Here is a 3,666-nt window from a genome sequence, read left to right as displayed (position 1 = left end):
TCGAACACCTTGCCGCCCTTGAGGGTGAGGTCGACGCGGCGCAGCTCGCGCATGTCGCGCAGCGGGCCGCCGCCGACCAGAACTGCGCAGAACCGTCGGGCCGACTCAGTGCACGGGCAGGCGCTGCACGCGCACGCCACGCTTCCAGACGGCGACGATATTGCGCAGATCGATCACGTCCCGCGTCGGATCGCCTTGCACCAGCAGTAGATCGGCGCGGAGTCCGGCACGAATCTCGCCTCTGTCGTTCAGGTGAAACGCGTGAGCAGGGTTGAAGGTGGCGGCGGTCAGTGCCTGGGTCGGAGTCAGACCATCGCGCACGAGCAACGCGATCTCCTCGATCGTGGATGCGCCGTAGGTGCTGCCGGGAGCAGGCGAGTCGGTGCCTACCAGCATGGGCACATGAGCGGCCAGCATCTCGCGCACGGCCTGGTCGGCCGCGTCACAGGAAATCTTGGATGGTCCGGTGTGCACCATGGCCAGCATCCGGCGAAAGAGGGGCTGGTCGATTTGCGAGGTCAGCCGCGGGTCCTTGGCCAGGTTGGCGCCCTCGCCACGGCCGCAATTGTCGTAATTCGCCGTCAGGGTCGGTTCCACAAACACGTGATGCGCGGCGGCGTAGCGGCCGAAGTCCGGCGTGGCGGTCTTGCCGATGAAAATGTGAGCCAGGCCGTCGGCGCCGGCGGCGATCGCATCCCGAGCCTCGGCCTCGCTGCTGATATGCACGACCGCGAGCTTGCCGTGGCGGTGGGCTGCGACGACCAGCGCACGCAATGTCGCGGCGCTGATCGACGGGCAGGGACCTCGTACCGCGGCGTACACGGAGCAATCCTCGTAGATGATCTTGATGTAGTCGGACCCCTCGGCAATGCGTGCTTCGACAAAGCGCTCTGCTTCATCCGGGCCGGAAATCGTGGGAATCGGATCGCCGCCCATCTCGGTCGGGTGGCCACCGGGGGTGGTCGCGCCGATGCCGGCAGTACGCACGTCCGCCATGTCGGGCGGATCGCTGGCTTCGATGGCCTTCATGGCCTGCAGACCCTTCAGGCTTGCGAACATGTCGAGGTCGGTGGTGACGCCCAGCCGCAGGCTCTGCCGTAGCGCGGCTGCAGGGTACACGGGGGATACGTGCACGTGGGCGTCGATCAGGCCGGGGAGCAGCGTGCGGCCTTCCCCGTTCACGACCTCGAAACCCGGCGGGGCGGCGGCGCGCCCGTCGACGACGCGCAGGATTCTGCCGTCGCTGACGAGCACGGTCTTGTGTGCCTGAGCCTTATGACCATCGAACACGCGCACGTCGCGTACGGCGAACCCTGCGCCTTGTGCGCACGCGCTCGCGCCCGTCAGCAGACACAGTGCGACGGCCAAACCAAGTTTCGACTTCACTATTTCCGTCCTCCGAGATCGCGATGCACGCGTGACCGCGCGTGTAGTGCAGCGAGTCAGCGAGAGCAGAAGCTTCGCCGGCGCCAGGGGCGTGCAGGTGGAGCGATCGGTTCGTTTGCGTTGGTGGGCGCACAGCTCCGGGACCCTTCCATTGCAGCACGACGGTACGGCACGTAACTGTGCCGCAAGTCGGTATGACGATCGGCGCGGAAACCGTCAGCGACCGCGCGCATTCGGTACGCACCGCGTTGGGGATGAACCCCGAGGACGTCGCCCGCGCGATCAAGGTCTGGAAGATCGACGCCGGACGGCCGAAGCGTGGATGGTCTAGCCGGTCCCGCCGGGGGCGTGCCGTTAGGACGGCAAGCGGGCGGCGCTCCGGCGGGGCGCCACGCAGACCGACGTCGCGTCGACGCAGCCGGCCACGCCGCGCAGCGTCTAACGCTCGTTCGCATCCGATGCAAGCCGCTCAACACGTCCCAGCAGGAAGGCGCGCATCGCCTCGTCGTTGCAGAGGCCCATGGCGCGCGCGTAGGCATCGCGCGCTTCATGGGTCCGGCCCATCCGCGTCAGCAGATGCGCCGCGAGTGCCCAGTAGGGCTGGTAGTCCGCGATGTCCTCGGGCCGAAGCGCCTGCAGCAGGGACCAGCCCGCCGCCGTGCCGCGGGCCTCGGCCACCGCGGCCGCGCGGCCTACAAGCGCGCCGATCGTCGGCGCGAGCCGCGTCAGGCCTTCGTACAGCAGGGCGATGGCCTCCCAATCGGTGCGCCCCGTCGTGGCGCGCTGGGCGTGCGCAGACTGGATGGCAGCCTCGAGCTGGAAGTGGCCGAGGCGCCTTCGTCTCGCAGCGCGGGCGAGGAGGGCCTCCGCCTCGTCGATCAGGGAGCGTGACCACTGCGCGGGATCCTGCTCGGAAAGCGGCACGTAGCTACCGTCGGGCGCGCGCCGCGTTCCGCGCCGTGCTTCGCAGTGGAGCATCAACGCGAGCAGACCGAGCGCCTCGGGCTGGTCCGGCATGAGCATTGCGAGCAGCCGGCCCAGTTCGAGCGCTTCCGCGGCGATGTCCCTGCGCCGGGTACCCGCGCCCGCGATGTCGTCCCAGCCGCTCCCATAGGCCGCGTAAATCGCCTCGAGCACGGCATCGAGGCGCGCGGGCAGCGCGTCCGCCGCGGGTACCTCGAAGGGAATGCCTGCGGCGCGGATCTTGACCTTCGCCCGGCTCAAGCGTTGGCCCATCGCTGCCGGCCTGACCAGCAGGGCCGAGGCGATGCGCGCGGCATCCAGGCCGAGCACGACCTGCAGCATCAGCGGCGCACGGACGTTCGCCGCGATGGCCGGGTGGGCGCACGCAAACAGCAGTTTCAGCCGCTCGTCGGGAAATGCGGTGGTTTCGTCGGCGCTGTCGTGCGCGTGCATGGCCAGGGCCAGCAGGTCGGGCATGGCCCCGGTTCGGACCTGGGCTCGGCGGCCCTCGTCGATCAGCCGACGACGTGCGGCCGTGAGAAGCCACGCGTCGGGGTTGTGCGGCACGCCCTCCCGGGGCCAGTGCTCGAGCGCCGCATGAAAGGCGTCGGCCAGCGCATCCTCCGCGGCCGCCAGATCGCGCGTGCGTGCGGCGAGGAACGCGAGCAGGCGGCCATAGGAGTCACGCGCCGCGCGCTCGATCGCGTGGCGCGTGTCCATCGGTGCGCCTACCGTGCCGGCGCCGGCATCGGCGCCAGGTTGGGCCGGATCTCGTAGGTTCTGCTAGCCGCGCGCGGGATGCGCGCGGCCCAATCGAGCGCCGTATCCAGGTCCGGGACGTCGATGATGAAGAAACCTCCCAGTTGCTCCTTGGTATCGGCGTAAGGGCCATCCTGCACGTGGCGGCGGCCGTCGCGCAGCTTCAGCGTGGTGGCCGTCTCCGGCGGTTCCAGGCCAGCCCCGCCGACGAACACGCCAGCCTCGCGGAGGGCCTGCGCATACGGCGGCCAAACCGCCCAATAGGCCTCGCGCTTCTTGGGATCGGGGTCCTTGCGAACGGCGAAATCCTCGGCGGACTCGTAGATCAGGATCGTGTAATGCATGGTGGATCTCCTTTGGCGGGCGCTGCGAATGAGCGCCCCGATCCATGACGTGGCTCGAGGAACCATTTCGACATCCCGGTCGTCATTGTCCGAGCCCGTCCTGGCCCCGGCCCGTCCCGCCGGCAGGGAGGCCGGCGACGATCGGACGACTCTTCAGTGGGCCCGCGGCACGATCCCCAGCGCCTGCTCGATCGCCGCCGGCTCGAACACCTTG

4 protein-coding genes are annotated in these 3,666 nt (G+C 69.3%); 1 reads left to right on the top strand and 3 read right to left on the bottom strand.

From position 1 onward, the window contains the following. Positions 1 to 105 precede the first annotated feature (105 nt). From MBSD_RS10400 to MBSD_RS10390, 3 genes are all read right to left on the bottom strand, one after another. Complete coding sequence (locus MBSD_RS10400) at positions 106 to 1,386, bottom strand: amidohydrolase family protein (protein ID WP_187300639.1); 1,281 nt, start codon at positions 1,384 to 1,386, stop codon at positions 106 to 108. Between the two features lie 438 nt (positions 1,387 to 1,824). Then, the gene (locus MBSD_RS10395; RefSeq protein ID WP_062537267.1) at positions 1,825 to 3,069 is read right to left on the bottom strand and encodes an RNA polymerase sigma factor; all 1,245 of its coding nucleotides are present in this window, start codon (positions 3,067 to 3,069) and stop codon (positions 1,825 to 1,827) included. Positions 3,070 to 3,077: 8 nt separating this feature from the next. Continuing rightward, on the bottom strand, positions 3,078 to 3,452 hold the full coding sequence (locus tag MBSD_RS10390) for a YciI family protein (RefSeq protein WP_062537266.1): 375 nt from the start codon (positions 3,450 to 3,452) through the stop codon (positions 3,078 to 3,080). 28 nt (positions 3,453 to 3,480) lie between these two features. Between MBSD_RS10390 and MBSD_RS15775 the strand changes: the two genes are divergently transcribed. Continuing rightward, positions 3,481 to 3,666, top strand: a 186-nt coding sequence (locus MBSD_RS15775) for a hypothetical protein (RefSeq protein ID WP_237071789.1), incomplete at its 3' end; no start/stop codon positions are given.

This window comes from Mizugakiibacter sediminis (assembly GCF_000953855.2).
In the GTDB taxonomy this organism is placed as follows: domain Bacteria; phylum Pseudomonadota; class Gammaproteobacteria; order Xanthomonadales; family Rhodanobacteraceae; genus Mizugakiibacter; species Mizugakiibacter sediminis.
The sequence above is the reverse complement of the archived record's forward strand: the minus strand, read 5'-3'. Positions and strand labels throughout refer to the sequence as shown.